Raw genomic sequence first — 19733 nt, forward strand, 5'->3', positions numbered from 1 at the left:
AAGGGCCCATCGGCCTATATCTTGACCGTATGACGCCTTCGTTCTTCTCCTTCGGCCGTAAGCGGCGTGATGCTGCCCTCCGGGAGGATGAGCGCAAGGGTGCCGCAGCCCTGAGCGGGTCGGATCAAACGGCGAGTCGACGGCGTTTCGCTGCGGACCTGGGAGCCCTGGCCGCGGAGCCGAGCAAGCCCGAGCCAGCTCCCGAACCGACGCCTCCCGCCCCCGTGCGCCCCGCGCCCGCCCCGCCCCTGAGCGAGGCGGATGTCGAGCGGCGCGAGCGCATCGACGCGGCCCTGTCCACGTGGCGCAGCCAGCTCGTGGACCTGGGAGGCGTGGCGAGCCTGGACGACATCACCCTGCTCGACGGCGTCGTCGACCTCACCGCCGCGCACCCCTCGGGCCTGGCCCAGCTCTACGCCGGTCGCCCCACCCACCTGTCCAGCATCGTGCGCGAGCGCAACGCCCTGGGGGAGGCCCGCCAGTCCCTGCGGGAGGTCTCCGCCCGCACCGACGTCCTCGCCCGCCAGTTCGGCGTCGCACCGGTCTACCTGGCCATCGGGGTCGCCACCTGGAACGAGACCGTCCCCGAGGACGGGGAGGACGATGACAGCGTCCACCTGGTCGACGGCGCCTCGCCGGAGGCCGACCTGACCGCCCAGATCCCGCACGTCGAGCGCATCGCCGCCGAGCACGCCGCCCGCAACGCCCTGGCCGCCGCCGGTCTGACCGTCCCCGAGGTCCCCTCGGGCCCGCGCGTGCGCACCGTCAACGCCCCCGTGCTGCTGCGCCCCGTCCGCCTGACCAGCGCCACCGCGGACGCCACCCTCACCCTCGACCCCACGATCGAGGTGAACCCGGTCCTCACCCGCGCCCTGCGCCGCTACCAGTGCACGACCGACATCGGCGACATCGCCCGTGCTGCCCTGTCCTCGGCGGGCTTCACGCCCCGTTCGGCCCTGGCCCGCATCGGTGCTCTGGGACGCCAGTACCTGCCCGGCTTCGAGATCCACGAGCGACTCGTCGTCGGCGCCTTCGTTCACCCCGGGCAGGCGCTGGTCGAGGACTTCGACGCCGTCCTGGAGCGCTCGCGCACCTCCGCCCTGGTCGCGGCCATCGCCGGGGACGAGGGGGCCCGCGAGGCCCTCAGCATCGAGCTGCCTCCGCCGGTGCCCACCGACCGGGTCCCCGGTGCCGAGCGCGGCGTGGGCGACCTGGAGCCCGCCCAGCTCGACGTCATCGAGGCGGTGGGCACCGGGGCGAGCTTCCTCATCGACGCGCCCCCCGGCTCTGACGTCGCCGGCACTCTGGCCGCCGTCTTCGCCGACGCCGCCGCCTCCGGACGCACCGTGCTGCACGTGCCCGCCACCAGCGCCGACGGACACGCCGTCGCGGCCGCCCTGCGTGAGGAGGGCCTGGGATCCATGGTCCTGGACCTCACCGAGGACGCCGCCTGGCGCCAGCACGCCTCCGAGGGCATCCGCGAGAGCCTGGGCGTCCAGCCGCCCCAGCTCGACGTCGCCGAGATCATCTCCCAGCGCGACCGTCTCACCACCGTCCGCTCCCGCCTGGACCGCTACGTGCGAGCCCTGCACCGGCCCCGCGAGCCCTGGTCGGTCTCCGCCTACGAGGCCCTCCAGAAGCTCGCCGAGCTCACCAGCCGCCGCGACCGGGCGACCACCCGGGCCCGTATCGACGCCGAGCACCTGGGGCGACTCGATGAGGACGGCAGGGACGGGGCCCTCGCCCTCCTGCACCGCGGGCACGCCCTGGGCCTGTTCACCCCCGAGGTCTCCTCCAGCGCCTGGAACGGGATCCCGGTGGCCGACATGGACGAGGCCACCGACGCGCTCGTCCACCTGCGCGCCCTGGCCAACGACCTGCTGCCCGCCATCGAGGAGCACACGGCCACGGTGGCCCGCACCACCGGACTGAGCCGTGCCCGCAACCTCGGCCAGTGGATCGAGCAGCTCGACATGTTCGACGGCGTGCGCGAGTCCCTGGACGTCTTCCTGCCCGAGGTCTTCGAGCGCTCCGCCGCCGACATGGTCATCGCCACCGCCTCCAAGCGCTGGCGCGACGACCGGGGCATCCACATGGACGGCTCGCGCCGCCGCCGCTTCACCCGCCAGGCCAATGACCTCGTGCGGCCGGGCCGCGTCGTCGACGACCTGCATGCAGAGCTGGTCAAGGTCCAGCGCCGCCGCGAGGTGTGGCGCCGCCACGACCCCGACGGAGGCTGGCCCCGCCTGCCCCAGGGCCTGGACGAGATGCGCCGCACCGCCGGCCGGGCTCGCGGCGCCGTCGCCGAGGTCCAGCCGCTCCTGGGGAGGGCCCCGGACTCCCCGGTGCTCATGGAGATGCCCCTGGAGGAACTCCTGGAGCTCGCCGGCTCGCTGGCCGCCGACGACCTCACCGCCCAGATGCTCCCGGAGGTCAACCGCATCCGCACCGATCTGGAGGCTCTGGGCCTGAGCGACTTCGTGGCCGACATGGCCGCCCGGAGCGTCGAGGACGAGCAGCTCGAGCCCGAGCTCACCTACTGCTGGTGGTCCTCCCTGCTGGCCCAGACCCTCGCGGCCGACCCCGACCTCGGTGGTCTCGACGCGCGTGCCCTGTCCCAGATGGCCGTCTCACTGCGCGAGCTCGACGCCGCCCACACGCGTTCCCTGTCCGGCCCCGTGGCCCAGGCCTGCGCCCGCAGGGTGCGTGCCGCCGTCGAGCAGGACAAGGCCGACGCCCGCGCCCTGTACATCGCGCTGGCACGTGAGGACGGCGTCCCGCTGCGCGAGATCATCGACGCCCACCCCATGGCGCTGCTGGCCCGGCCGATCTGGATCGTCCCGCCCACGCTGGTGCCCCAGATCTTCTCGCCGACGGCGGTGGTGGACCTGGCCGTCCTGGACGCCTCCACGCCCATGCCGGTCCCGCAGGTGCTGCCCGCCTTCGTGCGCGCCGAGCAGGTGCTCGTCGTCGGTGACTCCCGGCGGGCGACGACGGGCCTGGCCGCCGAGCTCGGCCCGCTCCTGCCGGCCCGCACCCTGCCGACGGCCCGCAACAGCCTGGACGCCGGTATCGCCTCCTTCCTGGCGGCCAACGGCTACGAGGGCGTCGTCGAGGCGGTGCCCTCACCGCCGGGGGAGGCCTACCTGTCCCTGGAGCTCGTGGACGGGCGGGGCATGCCGGCCCCCGGGCAGACCGCGGTCGAGACCGTGGAGGCCGAGGTCTCCCGCGTCGTCGACATGGTCATCGACCGGGCCCTGACCCGGCCCGAGGAGTCCCTGGGCGTCATCGCCCTCAACCGCCTGCACGCCGACGCCCTGCGCTCGGCCATCACCCGGGCGGCCGCCGGGGCCCCGGCCCTGGAGGAGTTCTTCGCCCCCGGCGCCGCCGAGCCCTTCACCGTCGTCGAGCTGGCCGAGGCGCGCGCCCTGCGACGCGACCACATCATCATCTCGGTGGGCTACGCCAAGACCCCGCACGGGCGCACCATCCACAACTTCGGTCCCGTCTCGGACCACAGCGGCATGGTGGGGCTCGTGGAGGCCCTGTGCGCCTCGCGGGGCAGCACCCAGGTGGTCTCCTGCCTGGCCGCCGCCGACATCGACCGCGACCGTCTGCGCGCGCCCGGGGCGCGCCTGCTGCGCGAGGTCCTGGCCCGCGCCGAGGACGCCTCCCAGACCGGCAACTCCGCCGGCAAGGTGCCCGACCGGCTCCTGGTGGACCTGGCCGAGCACCTGTGGCGCAAGGGCCTGTCCGTCGTCCCCCGCTACGGGACCGACGGCGGCGTACGCATCCCGCTGGCCATCGGCCACCCCGACTACCCCGACGAGCTGCTGGTGGCGGTCCTGACCGACGACGTCGACTACATCTCCGAGCCCAGCCTGCGCCGGCGTGACCGCCACCGCGTCGAGCGCCTTGAGCGGCGCGGCTGGCGGGTCCACATGGCCTTCTCCGCCGGGGTCTTCGTGGACCCGGAGGCCGAGGCCAAGGCCGTCGAGGATCTCGTCCTGGCCGTCCTCGTGGAGCGCCAGGGGGATGCGGCCCCGCCCATGGAGGCCGTGCCGGACCGCGTTGACGACTCGGCGCGCGCCGTCCCGGAGGCGCCCGAGCCCGAGCCCGGTGAGGCACCTGAGCGCACCGAGCGCCCCCGCATCGCCCAGGGACTGCCGCTGCAGGCCTACTCCGACGACCAGCTCGACGACCTCATGGCCTGGATCCGCTCCGACGGCGTGGGCCGCTCCGAGGCCCGGGAGGTCGAGGAGCTGAGATCGGCCCTGGCTCTGCGCCGCCGCGGCTCGGGTATCGATGCCGTCCTGGCCAACGCCGTGCGGCGCACCCGCTGAACCGCCTGAGACGGACGCTGGGCGAACAGTGATGACAGGCGGCTCAGATCGCGGCCGGGCCCCGAGCGCGAGGACGGCCCCCGAGCCGGCTGACGAGGGGGCGGTCGCGCACGGGAAGGCGCGGCGTCGTCGCCGGGTCGTGGCCCTGTCCGCCCGGGACCGGGAGCGCGTGGCCCGGGGCGAGGATCCTGAGGACCTGGCCCGGGCCGACTACGAGCACGACGCCCTCAGCGGCGCCGCGGGAGGACTCGACGCAGCCGAGACGGGCGGTGCCGGCTCCAACGACGCCCGCCTCAGGCTCGACGTCCCCCCGCACTGGGGCTGATACCGCCTGACCCGCGAATGCGGGACCGCGCCACTGACGTGAGACCGCGCCACTGACGTGAGGCGGTCAAGGTGCGCCTCGAAATTGCCGGGCAGTACGGCGCAGCAGCAGCACGGCGCAGAAATGGAATACGTGGAGCAGCGCTCGAAGGCATGCGGAAGGCCCCGCCGATCATGCGGATCGGCGGGGCCTTGAGGCGATGCGGTTATCGGATCGCTGAGGGACTCACTGCTTGGCGGCGTTGGCGGAGAGCAGGTCGCGGATCTCGGTGAGGAGCTCGACGTCGGTGACCTCCTTGGCCTCCTCCTCGGCCTTCTGCTTGGCCATGCGCTCCTTGACCGTGTTCATCGGCAGAACGATGGCGAAGTAGACGGCGACGGCGATGAGGAAGAAGTTGATGACCGTGGTGATGATCGTTCCAGGCATCACGTAGGCGTCAGGGTTGGCAGCAACCTCCTGAGCCGTGGCCAGGTGGAAGGTGTAGCTGCCGTTCTGGTACAGGGAGAATGCTCCCAGCGAGTCGAAGTTCGGCTGGCCGATCAGCTGACCGATGATGGTCATGATGACCTTCGTGATGGCATCGACGATCGGCTTGAAGGCAGCACCGATGATGACGGCGACGGCGAGCTCGAGGGCGTTGCCCTGCGCGATGAACTCCTTGAATCCCTTGATCATGGCGATCCTTTCGTAGCGGCGCGGGCAGACGTCTGCCATGGGTGCGCCATCGGGGACTGAAAGTGATAGCGCCTTATCATCTGTGTAAGACGCCGCAGCGGCATTACGGGCTCAGCGCAATGCCGAGCGTGCTATTCGTAGCCGCGCCAACTACCAGAATAGCGCTACCGGCTGGAATAGCCAGTGTGATAAGTGTTACTTTCTTGTTTCCTGTCCAGCGACTCTCCTCTCCGGCTTGTTGAGTCATGACGACTCGCGCCCCGGAACAGAGCACTGTGCTGTGGGCTCCAAATGTCCCAACAGACATTCCTTGAGAAAGACTTTGAGAAGACTTCTGAGATCCTGGTGATTCCTGATCGGGTGATGAAGAAGGTGTTCCGGGAGCGGAAGAGGGTGCATTTGTCGAGCTGTTTTCCGTATTGGCGGGTGCCGAGGAGTCCTTGCCCTGCCCATCGGCTTCGTCTGCCGTCGCGCCGTCCTGCCCCTGAGGCGATGCCGCTTGCGGTGACCAGTCCTGCGACGCCTGACCGATGACATCGACCCGGGCTCCGGGGCGGGCGAGCTCGGCTCCGACATCGACGGGCACCTGGACCAGTCGCTCGTCCGACCCCAGCTGTTGAGCGATGTTTCCGCTGGTCATCGGGGTGGTCAGGACGGTTCCCGGCTCCAGTGCGATAGCCGCCCGGGTTCCCACGACCTGATCCTTGGATGCCAGGCCGGAGCTGGGAAGGGCCGACGTCGGAAGCCTGCTGGTCGAGACGTCCTGCTCGGTGATGACTGCCCCCGCGCTGACCTGGCGGGCGGCGACGAGCACCTCCTGTCCCCGCTCGGGGCCGGGGCGCAGCACGCTGAGGGCCACGAGGACCGCTGTTCCCAGGCAGAGTGCCACCACCAGGTGACGGTGCCGCCATAGCAGGACGGAGGGGCGTGGCGCGGTCGGCCGGGCGCCGTGGGAGGAGGTCTGAGCGGCGCGGCCGGCTGAACGGGTCGATCGCGGGGACGGGCGGTGGGATCCCTGACGGGACTCGTGACGGCGGGAGAGGCGGCGATGAAGTCTCATGCCACCAGGTTCGAGGCAGCGCCGCGGCCCGGCATCCCGGCACCGTCAGCCCTGTGGACGGAGACTGCACCAGCGCTCCTGTGGCCCCCGGCCCAGGCCCTGCGTGCTCCTTCTTGTGCGTCCCTTCTCGGCCGCCGGGAGCCTCAGGACTCCGGCGACCTGGTGTGCGCCGGTGAGCCGGCGGCCAGCAGGAACCACTCCTGGGCGGTGATGACGGCGTCCACCGGCTCGTCGTGCTCCTCCACGGGCAGCGGCCCGGCCACCAGCTCCTCGGGGTGGATGATCGCGAAGGTGTGGGTGCTCGGGGCCCGCAGCGGCAGCATCCGGTCGTACCATCCGCCTCCCTGTCCCAGTCTCCGACCGTCGTGGTCCACGGCGAGCGCCGGAATGAGAAGGACCTCGACCTCTCCGACCGCATCCGCCGGCAGGGCCGGGCCGCTGGGCTCCGGTGGGCGCCTCGGTGCCCGTTCCGCGAGGTCCGCGGCTCCCTGGAACCGGCCCCAGCAGCGCGCCAGGTGCGGTCCGAGCACCGGGAGCAGCACCTCGACCCCGGCCTCATGAAGCCTCTCCAGCAGGAGGCGGGTGCAGGGCTCGGCGCCCATCGACACGAAGGTCGCCACGCTCGCCGCGCCGGCCACCGCCTCCAGGGCGTGCTCGGTCAGCGCCTCACAGGCCGGTGCGTGCCCGAAGGAGGGGTGGTGGTGATGGGCGCGCCGATGCGCCCGCAGCACCTTGCGCAGCTCGTCCTTGGCGTCGTCGACCTCGAGTCGGCTCGTATCGGGAAGGTCCAGCGCGCCGGTCGTCATAGGGTCATCTTCCCAGGTGATGACGCACCCTGTCTGAACCGTTCGTCCCGGCGGGGCACAACGCGTGTCGCCAACCTGACGGTAACCTGAGTGCCATGAGAACAGTGGCCGAACACCTGGCCGCCTGCCTGGAGATCGCCCAGGCGGCCGCGCCCCTCGACGTGGTCCTTCCCGACGCCGTCGGATGCGTCCTGGCCCAGGACGTCGCCGCCGGAATCGACCTGCCCGCCGTGGACCTGGCCGGCCAGGACGGCTACGCCGTCATCGCCAAGGACGTCGCCGAAGCCGCTCAGAACAGCCCGCTCGTGCTCGACGTCGTCGACGCGGTACGTGCCGGGGACATGCGCCCCTGCCACCTCGTGCCCGGGGCCGCTGTCCTCATCGACTCCGGCGCCCCCCTGCCGCTGGGAGCCGACGCCGTCATCCCCTGGACTGACACCGACCGCGGCGAGTCCCGCGTCAGCGTCTACCGCGCCGTCGCAGCCGGAGCCAATGTGCGCCGGCGCGCCGAGGACGTGAGCTCCGGAACCACGGTCCTCAAGCGGGGCTCGCGCGTCAGCGCCCGCCAGGTCGCGCTCCTGGCCGGCCTCGGGCTGCACCGGGTGCGCGTCCATCCCGCCCCGCGCGTCGTCGTGGTCTCCATCGGCGACGAGCTGGTCGAGCCCGGCCACTCCCGCGAGGCCGGCGACGTCTTCGACGCCAACGGCCACGCCCTGGCCTGCGCGGTCACCGACGCCGGCGGGCAGGCCTTCCGCGTGGCCGCCGTCCCCGACGAGCTGCGCGCTCTGGCCGATGCCATCGAGGACCAGCTCGTGCGCGCCGACGTCCTCATCACCACCGGGGGCCTGAGCGTCGGCCAGGGCGACACGGTCAAGGAGGTCCTGGCCCCCCTGGGCTCGGTGCGGTTCGACGCCGTCGCCATGTCGCCGGGCCGCCAGCTCGGCGTGGGAACGGTCGAGGGCACCCCGATCTTCTGCCTGCCCGGCGACCCGGTCAGCGCCCAGATCGCCTTCGAGACCTTCGTGCGCCCGGTCCTGCGCCAGATTGCCGGGCGCACCTCCCTGCACCGCTCCAGCCTGCCCGCCACCATCTCCGAGGGCTGGCACTCACCGGTGGGCAAGCGCGAGTTCGTCCCCGTGCACGTCAGCGGCTCACCGACCCGCGGCTACCGGGCCGAGCCGACGACGCCACCCGGCACCGTCCGGCTGCACGGCCTGTCCGAGGCCAACGCCATCGCCGTCGTCCCCGAGGACACGAGCACCGTGGTGGCCGGCGACACCCTCCACTGCCTCCTGCTGGACGCCTGATGCCAGGCGTCCCGGCCCCGCACCAGGAACCCCGCGATGACGCCGAGCGGAGGCCCTCAGGAGCCGGGGCGCGGGGCGTCCGCGGCGGGGGACTGCGACGGGCGGTGGCCGGTCTGCTCCTCGGGGCGGGCTCGTCCGAGCGCTTCGCCTGGCCGGTGCGCCTTGAGCCCGAACCGGTCAGGCAGGGCCGGGACCCCGGCTCGCCGGCAGGTCCCGGTCGCCCGTCCGTCGTCGTGCGCGAGCTGCGGGCCGATGACGAGGGGGCCTGGAGAGCGCTGCGGCTGGCGGAGAATGACCGGCTCTCCCCCTGGGAGGCCACCCTGCCGGTAGGCGGCGGGGAGACCCTGAGCGCCTTTCCCGACTTCGTGCGCCGCCAGACGCGCCGGGCCAGGTTGGGGGAGGCGATGCCCTTCGTCGTCGAGGTCGACGGCGCCTTCGCCGGCCAGGTCGCCGTCGACCCGATCACCTGGGGCGCCACGCGCAGCGCCCAGGTGGGCTACTGGATCGGAGCTGCGTGGCAGGGGCGGGGCCTCATGCGTCTGTCGGTGGCCATGGTTCTCGACCACCTCCTCGGGCCGGTCGGGCTGCACCGTGTGGAGATCAACGTGCGCCCCGACAATGAGCGGAGCCTGGCGCTGTGCCGTGGGCTCGGGCTGCGCGAGGAGGGGCTGCGCCGCGGCTACATGCACATCAACGGCGCCTGGGCCGACCACGTCTCCTTCGCCGCCCTCGCCGAGGAGACCCGCGGACCCGACGGCGTCGGCTTCCAGCGTCGGCTCACCCGAGGATGACGATTTCTCACGGCTCGTGCCGGAGGCGGGGGCGGCGTCCGGATGGGGCGCTCGTGAGGTGATCGGGGGCGTCGCGGTGGGCCAGGCGTGGGGAGGGCGGCCAGGGGACCGAGGCGGGGAGACAGGTGCGGAAGAAACGTATGTGACTCGTGTGATAACAGAGATGTAATGCTGACAGTGTGACGTCTTGAATCCCAGGTATTTCGCAGGAAAACCGGAGTGTTCCTGCGCGGGGAGAAGGCCCTGCACGCCTACGGTTACGGTGTGGGAATCGAGATCTGGGCCGTCATTGCCCTCATCACGATTCTCTCCGTGTACCTCCTTCCGTATTTGGTGGGGCGCCGCGAGATGACGTGGCGCTCCAACGTCCAGGACCGCTACTCGGCCGAGCTGCGCGTCCTGGCCACGGGGGCTGCCGCCGTCGAGCGCGACGACACCTGTGCGAGCAGTGGGCATGCGGAGCTCTTTCGACGTCGACCGGAGGTGAGGGTGATGAACAGGCCCGCCGTGAGGAATGTGCGTGCCCTGCGCACCGAGCGCGAGCTCGACCATGCTCGTCAGGTTCACGCGCAGGGGCGTGAGCGCCGTCGGGTCGCCGCCTCGCACCGCGGGATCGTCGCCAGTGTCCTGCTCGGAGTCTCGCTGGGGGCCTGGGTGCTGGGCCTCGTGACGGCACTGCCGTGGTGGCCGGCCCTGCTGCCCACCGCGCTGCTGGGGGTCTCCATGGTGGCGGGACGTCGCGCCGCCCTGGCCTCCGCGGCAGCGGACCGCCGCGAGCGCCGTCGCATTGCCGAGCTCGAGCACACCCTGGTGACCCTGACCGGCCGACGCTCCCCCGCCTCCGTCGTGGCCGCGCCCCGTTCCGTCGTCGACGGTGGACGCAGCGCCTCCAGTGCTTCCAGCAGTGCCGGCAGCGCCTCCGGCGTCAGTGCCGCCTCACCCGCCGCGCCCGCCGGTGAGGCGAGTGCGGCGCAGGATCCCTTCATGGAACGCCTCGCCCGGGAAGGCGCCCAGCGGACGGCGAGCCGCTCAGCGACGCATTCGGCGACGTCGGCGGTATCGGCCCAGGAGGCCGCAGGCGCGACGTCTGCTGACGCCGCCGAGGCGACTGCCTCAACGGCGCCTGCCGCCGCACCGGCCGCTGAGTCCGCCGAGGCGGCCGGCGCAGCCGCCGCTCAGCCCTCCCTCGCCGCTGATCCCGAGGCGGACCGCCTGGCTCGGCTCGATGCCGACCTTGATGCGGAGACCGCCGCGGCCGTGGCCGCCGAGCGCGAGGCGACCCGGCGCGCCTCGGTGCACGTGCCCTCGCGCCACGCCGGCAAGGTCTCCCGCGACATGCGCGAGGCGGTCTCGCGTGATGGCGACGAGCAGAGCTCGCCGCGGACCAAGGACTTCGTCGCCTCCTTGTCGACGGCGACCTCCCGCCGCCTGACCGGCTGGGGCAGGCTCTTCGCCGAGGCCAGCGCCATCGAGCAGGAGGCGCAGGCCCAGGAGGCTGCGGCGTCGGCCCCCGAGGCTCCCACGAGCGCCCGGCAGCCCGCCGCTCCGGTCTCCTCGACCGCCTCCGAGCCGGCTCGCCCGTCCGCCCGCTACCAGGCTCCCGCTGCCAGTGCGCCCGCGGAGGCGGAGGAGGTCACCAAGGAGGAGGCGACGACGTCGACCCCGCCCCAGGGCTGGCGGCCGGTCCATGTCCCCGCCCCGACCTACACGCTGGCGGCCAGGGCGCCCCGGCGCTCCTACGCCGACCCGGTGGTCGACCCGGGTGTCTCGGCGCCGGTGCCCGCGCGCCCGCAGACGGCTCGCGCCTACGTCCCCGCTCCGGTGGAGGACGAGGAAGAGCTCTTCCACCCCATCGACCTCGACGCCATCCTTGAGGGGCGGCGGGCGGCCGGCGAGTAGTCCTGCCGCGGGGAGCGGGAGACTCCCTCAGGCCAGGCTGTTGCGGGGCAGGTTCTGGTGCCGGTGGGCGGGCTCACCGCCATCGAACTTGCCAGCACGCCCCGCGGCGGTGCTAGGATCAGCCCGCACTTGGGGCTATGGCGCAGTTGGTAGCGCGTCTCGTTCGCAATGAGAAGGTCGGGGGTTCGAATCCCCCTAGCTCCACCGCATGAGGGGCTGCCCCGCCGAGAGGATCGGCGGGGCAGCCCCTTTCCCGTCTGCGAGACATCATCGCCGTCGTCGACCTGGCTGCGAGAGGGGAGACGATGCTTCCCGTCTCTGAGAGCTTCGCGCTCGCCGACGCCGCTGGCGCCCACCGTACTGTCGAGTCCGGCCACGGCGCCGGCAAGGTCGTCCTGCTCCCGTGACGGCACAGTGATTTCAGTCACCTGAAATCGATGTTGGTCGATGGAAGTGCGCGGATTTGCGCGGACTCCCATGGCTGTCGGCATGTTGTGGCAACCGGCCAGGATGGGGATCTTGCCCCTAAGGCGGTCGGTGTCGGCCATGTGGTGCGTATCCTGGAACAGAAACCAACCAAGTGGACTGTTAACTGGAGAGGCACCGTGCTGCAGCGTGATCGGATGGGCCGCCGTAGTTTCCTGATGGGCGGTCTCGCCTGGACCGCGTCGGCTACCTTCCTGCCCAGGAGTATCCAGCCGATAGCCCACGCCTCCCCGGCTCCGGCCGCCGCCCCTCCCATGTGGCAGCCGCAGACGGTGCTCTCCGACATGCAGGACCCGCGCGCCTGGGTCCTCTCCTCCGACGACGGCTCCATACGGCCCGACACCTCCACCTACTCCCACGGGAGCCAGTCGCTGGAGATCACCACCACCGGCGATCCCGACCGGCCCACCAGCGCCGACCTCGCCCTGGTGGGTGTCAACATGACCGACTGCCAGTGGGACCTGTGGCTTCGCGCTGAGGACTACCGGCAGATCGGAAGCATCCTGCTCGAGCTCGGCGGCGACGGAGAGGACTGCCTGCGCCTCGATGTCGCTCCCGACATGCGCACGCTGCGCACCGGGACCTGGTGCCGGGTCACCGTCAACCGCGCTGCGGCGCGCTCCGTCGTCGGCAGCCCACCGTTGGAGCGGGTGACGAGGGTGAGGCTGAAGGTCGTCCCCGAATCCGACTCCTCCTCGAGCCGGCTGTGGCTCGGCTACCTGGCGACCCTGCCCTCGGCCGACAGCGGTATCGTCTCCATCTCCTTCGACGACGGCTACGACAGCGACTACGACACGGCCCGGGGCATCATGCAGGGGTACGGTATCCCGGCGGCAACCTCCTACGTCATCGCCGACAAGGTCGGGCTGCCGGGCCGTATGAGCGCCGACCAGCTCGCTGAGATGCGAGAGGTTCACGGCTGGGACATTGCCGCCCACGCCTCCACCGACCTCACCACGCTCGACGAGGCGGGGATGCGCAAGGAGTTCGAGACGATCAGGTCCTTCCTCCTTGAACACGGATACCCCGAGGGTGCTGCCCACTTCGCCCTGCCCATGGGGCGGTACAACGACCTCGTGCTGCGCACCTCCCAGAGCTACTTCGACTCGCTGCGCACCATCGACGTCGCCCCGGAGACCCTCGCGCCGGGGGACCCGTTCCGGCTGCGCGTCTTCTACTGCGGCGCCTACACCACCGAGGAACAGGTGGAACGGACCCTGGCCAAGTGCCGGGAGCACCGCTGCTGGACCCACATGGTCTTCCATCGCGTTGACAAGGAACCTGACGACGCTCCCGAGTCGGTGAAAGCAGCCAGCTTCAAGCGGTTCATGAAGCAGGTGGCGGACTCCGGCCTGCCCGTCAAGACGGTTCCGGAGGTCATGCGCAGCCAGGCGCCCGCCCCCGCCCCGGGCTGAGGCCGACGTCGCGCGCCGCCCCGAGCGCCCATCCCCGGTCCTCCCTTCCGACCTTCCCGAATCGCCCGATACGGATGGATTGACTGCATGAACATCACTGTCATCGGTTGCGGCTACCTCGGAGCCGTCCACGCCTGCGCCATGGCCGAGCTGGGGCACCGCGTCGTCGGCGTCGACGTCGACCAGGACAAGGTCGACGCCCTCGGCGAAGGGCGGGCCCCCTTCCATGAACCGGGATTCACCGAGATCCTGCGACGACGGATCGAGTCCGGCGGACTGATGTTCACGACCGACTTCTCGGCGATATCCGGGGCGCAGGCCCACTTCATCGCCGTTGGCACGCCGGAGGGCCCCGATGGGGCCGCGGACCTGACCTACGTTGACGCCGCCGTTGAGGCGATGAAGCCGTACCTGGGGGTGTGCCTCGACGGCGACGAGGTCGTCGTGGGCAAGTCGACCGTTCCGGTGGGCACGGCCGCGCGACTGGCCCCGACCATCGCCGCATCAGGAGCCGTCCTGGTCTGGAACCCCGAGTTCCTGCGCGAGGGGTTCGCCGTCGAGGACACCCTGGGTCCTGACCGCATGGTCTACGGCCTGCCGGAGGACCCCGCCGACGCCGAGCGCGCCACGGCCGTCCTGGACGAGCTCTACGCGCCCATCATCGAGTCGGGAACGCCCCGCCTCGTCATGGACTACGCCACCGCCGAGCTGGTCAAGATCAGCGCCAACGCCTTCCTGGCCACGAAGATCTCCTTCATCAACGCCATGGCGAGCGTGTGCGACGCCGCCGGCGGGGACGTCACCGCGCTGGCCCGGAGCATCGGGATGGACGCCCGGATCGGCGGTCGTTTTCTGCGGGCGGGGATCGGCTTCGGCGGCGGCTGCCTGCCCAAGGACATCCGTGCCTTCCGGGCCCGGGCCGACGAGCTCGGCGTCGGCGAGGCGCTGAACTTCCTCGCCGAGGTGGACCAGATCAACGAGGACGCCCGTCACCAGACCCTGGACAAGGCCAGGAGCATGCTCGGCGGGTCGGTGAACCGGGCGCGCGTGGCGGTGCTGGGGACGACCTTCAAGCCCGACAGTGATGACATGCGGTGCTCGCCCGGGCTGGCCATCGCCGCCGAGCTGGCCGACGAGGGCGCCCGAGTGGTCGTGACCGACCCCGCTGCCGCGCCGATCCTGGCCCATGACGACGATCTGCCCTACGACGTCGCAGCCGATCTCGAGGAGGCGCTGACCTCGGCTGACCTGGTCCTCCTGGCCACCGAGTGGGACCAGTACACCAGCTGTGACCCCGCCTGGGCGGCTGCTCTGGTCGACCGGCGCAACGTCGTCGACGGGCGTAACGCCCTGGATCCCAAGGCCTGGCGGAGCGCGGGTTTCGCCTACGCGGCTGTCGGCTCCCGGTAGTCACTGCGGCCGTCAGGCTCTTCAACTCAACGCGGAAGGACTGGCGCATGTCCTGGTCATTCGGATTCTTCGTCATGCTCGGCTGCCTTCTCATCCTCCTGGCCTGCCTAGCGGTCAAGCTGCTGTTCAAGCGCGGGCTGAGGCTCAGGGCGGTGCGGGTCCGCAGCGCGGGCAGCAGGCAGGTGGTGGCCGTACGCACACCGGTGACGACGCCGGCTGAGGCGCAGCGCAGCGCCGACGTCACCGGGCTGCCTCGGGCGCTCATGGGGATCAGCCGTCCCTCGCCCGCCATCATGGTGACCATCGGCCTGGCCGGCTGGTTGTCCTGGCGCGTGCTGCTCAGTCGGCACCATGTCCTGGACCCGTGGGCGGTGCGGACCTTCGATGTTCTCTTCCTCCTCGTCGCGGTCCAGCTGGTGCTGGCCTGCTTCGAGGGGCGCCTGATCGGCAGCGGAGAGGCGTATCGGGTCGCCGTGCTCATCCCGCTCTACAACGAGGATCCCGACGTCGTGGTGCGGATGCTCTCCGCCCTGCTGAACCAGACCTCCCCACCGGCCGAGATCCACGTCGTCGACGACGGCTCCACCCAGGGCTCCTATCTGGAGCAGCGGGACTGGTTCATCGAGCAGGCCGCGGTCAGCGGCATCTACGCCACCTGGCAACGCACTCCCAACGAGGGCAAGCGCCATGCTCAGGTCCATGGCTTCAGGAAGATCCGCGACGCCGACCTGTTCGTGACCGTCGACTCCGACTCCATGCTCGACGCCGAGGCCCTGCGCGAGATCGTCCAGCCCTTCAGCGATCCCCGGGTCATGTCGGTGGCCGGCGTCATCCTGGCGATCAACAACCGGGAGAACCTGCTGGCGCGGGTGACCGACGTGATCTTCGTGGGGCAGCAGCTCATCGACCGCGCCTTCATGTCGCAGCTCGGGTCGGTGATGGTCAACTCCGGCGGTCTGGCCGCCTACCGGTGCAGCATCCTGGCCGAGAACATCGACGTCTACATGCGTGAGAGCTACCTGGGGCGGCACGTGGAGTTCTCCGACGACTCCATGCTGACGCTCTTCGCCCTGCTTCACGGCAGGACCGTCCAGCAGCCCTCGGCCTTCGCCTTCGCGTGGATGCCCGACCGGTGGAGCCACCACTACCGCCAGCAGGAGCGCTGGTTCCGAGGCTCCTTCATCCGTGGGCTCTGGCGCGTCCGCTTCCTGCCGGTCCTCTCGTGGGGGTGGTGGAGGCAGGCCACCGGCTGGATGCAGATCTGGGCGGTGAGCTCCGTGTTCGTCTACCTGGTGCTCTGGCGCCCACTGACCACCGGCAACGGGGTCCCGCTCGCGGTGGCGCTGGTGCCCCTCATGATCGGGCTGGCGCAGAACTCCAGGTACCTCAACGTGTGGCGGTCGGACACCACCGGCTTCCAGAGGCGCGCGAGCCTCATCCTGTCCCCGGTGGCGACGCTCTGGTCGGCGGTGATCCTGCGCCCCTTGCGGCTGTGGGGCATGGTCACCAGCTGGAAGATGGGGTGGAACACCCGCCAGCAGGTCGAGGTCACCTCCCGGTGAAGCTAGGTGCCGACCTCTCCTCTGACTCCTCCGACCCTCGTGAGGGACCTGCTTGTCCGATGACAGCCGATCGCGTGCTGCTCAACTGACATCTCCTTGGCTCATCGACTCTTGTGCACCTGAGGTGCACGATCACTCTAGCGGTGTCCCTGCAGAGGAAGGGGGAACTGCTGTGACACCCCTGGCTCGCAGGCCAGTTCCGTCGAGAACGGTATTCAGGGCATGAGCCAGTGCCGGAGGGCTGACGCACTCACCGCAGACCGAGGAATGCCGAGGAATACGGCAACCATGCAGCGGATACTCCAATGAATAAGTCTTCGTCTCACACGAATCTCGCGTAGAAGTCCGCGAGGTGATGGGCGCTCGTTGTCGGGGCCACGCAGTCGCGCAGCATGTTCCAGGTCGTGAACCGGGCCGTGTCCGCCAGGCGGGGACTGAACAGCGCCGTCAGCCTCAGTGCCGGCGGCAGTACCCACGTCGGGACGGTGAGGATGCGCGGCCGCTTGCCGACGGCGTCGAAGGCCAGCTGCGTCAGCTCGCGCCAGGTGAGGACGTCCGGTCCGCCGACGTCCCACGCGCCGGGCTGTCCCTCCTCCATCCGGTCGAGGACGTAGGCCGCCAGGTCCGCCCCGTGGATCGGGTTGATCCGCACCTGCGGGCGGAACAGAGTCACCAGGCCCCGCCTGGCCATGGCCAGTACCTCCATCATGTCGGAGAAGTAGGCCGGAGGGTTGATGACCTGGGAGCTGATCTCTGCGGCCGTCAGTGCCTGCACGAAGGCGCACTTCGCCCGCGTCAGCCGGGCGGGGCAGTGCTCCAACGCTGGCGTCGTGTGCCTCCTGACACTATTCCTGACACCGCCAGGCTACTCGCCCGGTTGGCTCAGTCCGGCCACTGGCCCTTGCCCGCCGGCAGGCCGACGGCGGCCAGCAGTCCCGGGAAGCGCTGCTCAATAACCGCGTCGCGCCGGGTGATGCGCCGGTGCTTGCCCTCTCTCTCGGTGTGCATGAGCCCGGACTCGCGCAGCACCCGGAAGTGGTGCGACATCGTGGACTTGACGACGTCGTAGCTCAGGTCCCCGCAGTACAGGGGGCCGTCGGCCGCGATCCTCTGCAGGACATCACGACGGATGGGGTCCGACAGCGCGCCCAGGACGACGTCCAGGGAGATCTCGCCCGCCTCGGGGTGGAAGAGCTCCCTGTCCTTCACGGGGCACCTCCGTCCGCCTCATCGATCTCTGCCCCGGCACCTGTGGCCGGGGTTGACAGGGCCAGCATCTCCTACGATTCTTAGTACGTCAAACATCGAACTAAGGGGGTTGGAGATGTCAGGGACAAGAGAGACAGCTGAGACGCCCGGCGACGCACCTCGTGCGCCCGAGGGCGGCGGTGCGCCGCCCTCAGCGGGCACCCGCGTCTCCACCATGGGCTGGTTGTCCTTCTTCACCATGTTCGTCATCGGGACCGACACCTTCCTCGTCGCGCCGCTGCTGCCCCTGCTTCAGCGCGAGCTCGACGTTCCGCTGTCCCGAGCGGGCTGGCTGGTCTCCGCCTACGCCCTGGGGTACGCGCTGTTCGCCCTCGTGGCCGGTCCCGTCTCGGACCGCCACGACCGACGTCGGGTCATCCTCTCGGGCCTGGCGGCCTTCGCGCTCCTCACCTGCGCGTGCGGCCTGGCCTGGAGCTTCTGGAGCATGGTCGCCGCCCGGTTCCTGGCCGGAGTGAGCGCGGCCTTCGTCAGCTCCCAGATCTGGGCCTCCATCCCGATGACCGTGCCCCGCCCCTCGATCATCAGGGTGATGGGCTACGCGACCGCGGGGCTGGCGGTTGCGCAGGTCGCCGGCGTGCCGATCGGCTCCTACCTGTCGGTCAGGGGATGGCAGCTGCCGTTCTTCGTCGTCGCGGCGGTCAGCGTCGTCCTGTGGGGACTCCTCTGCGTCGCCTTCCCCCACGTGAGGCCGGCGGGGGACCCGCCCGACGTCGTCGGCTCCTACCGGAGGGTCTTCGGCTCGCGGGTACTGTCCTGGTCGCTGCTGGCCTATCTCGTCTTCCAGACGGGCAACTACGTCTCGTTCTCCTTCATCGGCTCCTGGCTGGCCAAGGACTTCGGCGCCTCGCAGACCAGTATCGGAAAGGCCATGATGATGATCGGACTGGGAACGGCACTGGGATCGCTGCTCGGCCCACGGCTCGTCGCGAGGATCGGTGAGCGACGCTCGCTGTGGACGGGCGTCCTCGCCCAGGGCGCCTTCTACCTCCTGGCGGCCGCGATGCCCGTCATCGTGCCCACCATGTGGGGCGCCGTTGTCGCCTTCGCCGCCGCCCTGGTCGTGGCCGGCTTCCTCCTGCCCGTCCTCATGGGCCAGCTTCAGGCGCACGCCGGCCAGGCGCGTGGAACCGTCTCCTCGCTGTCCAACACCGCGATGTACCTGGGCGCGACCATCGCCGGAGCGATCGGCGGCGGGCTTCTCTCCCGAGTCCCCGGCTTCTGGGGTCCCAGTGTCGTCTCCGCCGCCGCGTTCCTCCTGGCCATCGCCGTTTACAGGATCGCCGGCGCCCTGGCGCCCGAATGACGTGAGCGCCTATCGTCGTCGGCAAGGACGGCAGCGAGCCCGCCCCCGCGTGCCGAGGCACTCCCGAGCGGGCTGTGGGTCGACCTACCGGCGAGAAAGACAAGACGATCAGAGACGATCAGGGGAGAAGCATGTCCCAGCTGACGGTAGCCGTACTCGGCACAGGAATCATGGGCTCGGCGATGGCCCGCAACATCGCGGGCGCCGGCCACGCCGTGCGCGCCTGGAACCGCACGATCTCACGTGCCCAGCCTCTGGCTGACGACGGCATCGAGGTCGCCCCCACCGCCGCCGCGGCGGTCGAGGGCGCCGACGTCGTCATCACCATGCTCTTCGACGGCGCCGCCGTGGCCGAGATCATGCGTGAGACCGCCCCCGCCATGCGGCCCGGCGCCGCCTGGCTGCAGATGACCACGGTCGGTCCCGACGACATCACCGCCCTGGCCGCCATCGCCGAGTCCGCCGGAGTCCTCTTCTACGACTCACCCGTCTCCGGCACCCGCCAGCCCGCAGAGTCCGGCACCCTCGTCATCATGACTGCCGGCCCCACCTCGGGACGCGACCTCGTCACCCCGGTCCTGGACGCTGTCGGGTCGCGCACCGTGTGGACCGGCGACGACGGCGCCGCCGCCACCTCCACCCGACTCAAGCTGGTCGTCAACTCCTGGGTCATCGCCGTGTCCAACGCCGCCGGCGAGATCGTCACCCTGGCCCAGGCGATCGGCGTGCCCCCGGCCCAGTTCTTCGAGGTGCTCGACGGCGGTGGGCTGGACCTGCCCTTCCTGCGCATCAAGGCCGACCTCGTCGAGCGCAACGCCCTGAGCCCGGCCAACTTCGCCGTCGACACCTCCGGCAAGGACGCCCACCTCATTCTTGACCTCGCCCGCGGTGCGGGCCTGTGCCTCGACGGCATGGAGGCCTTCTCCGCCCGGCTCGACCGCGTCGCCGCCGCCGGCCACGCCCACGAGGACATGGCCGCCTCCTACCTGGCCGGGCTCAAGGACGGTGAGTCGGCGTAGTCCCGCTTCCGGCCCGCCCCGGGGCCGGCGTACAGCCCCCATCAACGTCAACAGAAACGTCAT

At 70.9% G+C, this 19733-nt stretch carries 16 protein-coding genes and 1 tRNA gene; 12 read left to right on the forward strand and 5 right to left on the reverse strand.

Annotated elements, in window-relative coordinates; genetic code table 11:
• Positions 1–29 precede the first annotated feature (29 nt).
• Positions 30–4343, forward strand: a complete 4314-nt coding sequence (locus EL340_RS12850) for a PDDEXK-like endonuclease domain-containing protein (RefSeq protein ID WP_126414956.1) — start codon at positions 30–32, stop codon at positions 4341–4343.
• Between the two features lie 31 nt (positions 4344–4374).
• The gene (locus EL340_RS15585) at positions 4375–4668 is read left to right on the forward strand and encodes a hypothetical protein (protein ID WP_232023085.1); all 294 of its coding nucleotides are present in this window, start codon (positions 4375–4377) and stop codon (positions 4666–4668) included.
• A 225-nt stretch (positions 4669–4893) separates the two neighbouring features.
• Here the strand turns inward: EL340_RS15585 and mscL are convergent, their stop codons facing one another.
• From mscL to EL340_RS12870, 3 genes are all read right to left on the reverse strand, one after another.
• Entirely contained in the window at positions 4894–5343 is a 450-nt protein-coding gene (mscL, locus tag EL340_RS12860; RefSeq protein WP_126415505.1) for a large conductance mechanosensitive channel protein MscL, read from the reverse strand.
• A gap of 103 nt (positions 5344–5446) precedes the next feature.
• Entirely contained in the window at positions 5447–6235 is a 789-nt protein-coding gene (locus tag EL340_RS12865) for an SAF domain-containing protein (protein WP_126414957.1), read from the reverse strand.
• Between the two features lie 311 nt (positions 6236–6546).
• On the reverse strand, positions 6547–7209 hold the full coding sequence (locus EL340_RS12870; RefSeq protein WP_126414958.1) for a 5-formyltetrahydrofolate cyclo-ligase: 663 nt from the start codon (positions 7207–7209) through the stop codon (positions 6547–6549).
• Positions 7210–7304: 95 nt separating this feature from the next.
• Between EL340_RS12870 and EL340_RS12875 the strand changes: the two genes are divergently transcribed.
• The 8 genes from EL340_RS12875 to EL340_RS12910 all read left to right on the forward strand — a co-directional run bounded on the left by EL340_RS12875 (position 7305) and on the right by EL340_RS12910 (position 16079).
• Entirely contained in the window at positions 7305–8516 is a 1212-nt protein-coding gene (locus EL340_RS12875) for a molybdopterin molybdotransferase MoeA (protein WP_126414959.1), read from the forward strand.
• On the forward strand, positions 8516–9307 hold the full coding sequence (locus EL340_RS12880; RefSeq protein ID WP_232023087.1) for a GNAT family N-acetyltransferase: 792 nt from the start codon (positions 8516–8518) through the stop codon (positions 9305–9307). The genes EL340_RS12875 and EL340_RS12880 overlap by 1 nt, the downstream gene beginning before the upstream one ends.
• A gap of 219 nt (positions 9308–9526) precedes the next feature.
• Positions 9527–11206, forward strand: coding sequence for a hypothetical protein (locus tag EL340_RS12885; protein ID WP_126414960.1), 1680 nt, complete (start codon positions 9527–9529; stop codon positions 11204–11206).
• A gap of 131 nt (positions 11207–11337) precedes the next feature.
• A tRNA-Ala gene (locus EL340_RS12890) sits at positions 11338–11410 on the forward strand.
• A gap of 65 nt (positions 11411–11475) precedes the next feature.
• Entirely contained in the window at positions 11476–11613 is a 138-nt protein-coding gene (locus EL340_RS12895) for a zinc-binding dehydrogenase (protein WP_269471655.1), read from the forward strand.
• A gap of 216 nt (positions 11614–11829) precedes the next feature.
• A complete protein-coding gene (locus EL340_RS12900) occupies positions 11830–13107 on the forward strand; it encodes a polysaccharide deacetylase family protein (RefSeq protein ID WP_126415507.1) in 1278 nt (425 codons plus the stop codon).
• A gap of 87 nt (positions 13108–13194) precedes the next feature.
• Entirely contained in the window at positions 13195–14517 is a 1323-nt protein-coding gene (locus EL340_RS12905) for a UDP-glucose dehydrogenase family protein (RefSeq protein WP_126414962.1), read from the forward strand.
• Positions 14518–14564: 47 nt separating this feature from the next.
• A complete protein-coding gene (locus EL340_RS12910; protein WP_197722312.1) occupies positions 14565–16079 on the forward strand; it encodes a glycosyltransferase family 2 protein in 1515 nt (504 codons plus the stop codon).
• 322 nt (positions 16080–16401) lie between these two features.
• Here the strand turns inward: EL340_RS12910 and EL340_RS12915 are convergent, their stop codons facing one another.
• On the reverse strand, positions 16402–16854 hold the full coding sequence (locus EL340_RS12915; RefSeq protein WP_232023088.1) for a hypothetical protein: 453 nt from the start codon (positions 16852–16854) through the stop codon (positions 16402–16404).
• Positions 16855–16961: 107 nt separating this feature from the next.
• The gene (locus tag EL340_RS12920; RefSeq protein ID WP_126414963.1) at positions 16962–17288 is read right to left on the reverse strand and encodes an ArsR/SmtB family transcription factor; all 327 of its coding nucleotides are present in this window, start codon (positions 17286–17288) and stop codon (positions 16962–16964) included.
• A 115-nt stretch (positions 17289–17403) separates the two neighbouring features.
• Between EL340_RS12920 and EL340_RS12925 the strand changes: the two genes are divergently transcribed.
• Positions 17404–18651 (forward strand): MFS transporter, encoded by a 1248-nt coding sequence (locus tag EL340_RS12925; RefSeq protein WP_232023089.1) that lies wholly within the window; start codon positions 17404–17406, stop codon positions 18649–18651.
• Positions 18652–18725: 74 nt separating this feature from the next.
• Positions 18726–19670, forward strand: coding sequence for an NAD(P)-dependent oxidoreductase (locus tag EL340_RS12930; RefSeq protein WP_269471635.1), 945 nt, complete (start codon positions 18726–18728; stop codon positions 19668–19670).
• The last annotated feature ends 63 nt before the right edge of the window (positions 19671–19733 follow it).

This window comes from Actinomyces viscosus (genome assembly GCF_900637975.1).
Taxonomy (GTDB): domain Bacteria; phylum Actinomycetota; class Actinomycetes; order Actinomycetales; family Actinomycetaceae; genus Actinomyces; species Actinomyces viscosus.